Below are 466 nucleotides of genomic sequence, written 5' to 3' on the forward strand. Positions count from 1 at the left end.
AGACATTTTTGCAGGTTGATGCAGACAGCCAGCATTGCTTAAGCGACACACCCAAACTCCTCGCCGCAGCAGAACAAAATCCCGAAGCCGTTGTTTTCGGCTGGCCGCAATACGGTAATGACGCGCCCAAAGCACGACTTTACGGACGCAAAATTACCGACTTTTGGAATATGCTGCACACTTGGTCATGCGACATCAAAGACGGCATGTGCGGCTTCCGCCTCTATCCGCTTACACCCGCGCTATCCGTTGTCCGCGAAGAAACTGTAGGCGACCGCATGGACTTCGATACAGAAATCCTTATCCGCCTCTACTGGCGCGATGTCAAACCGGTTTGGATTAAAACGCCCGTCCAATACGCCGCCGACGGCGTGTCCCACTTCGATGCCTTTGCCGACAATGTCCGCATCAGCAAAATGCACACACGGCTGTTTTTCGGTATGTTGAAACACCGATTGGGTAAAGT

The 466-nt window shown here is 52.6% G+C and carries 1 pseudogene; it reads left to right on the forward strand.

The window, feature by feature from the left end:
- A pseudogene (locus ACTHUR_RS20095) lies at positions 1 to 466 on the forward strand (glycosyltransferase family 2 protein); the annotation flags it as partial.

Source organism: Neisseria sp. P0021.S007, assembly GCF_051956855.1.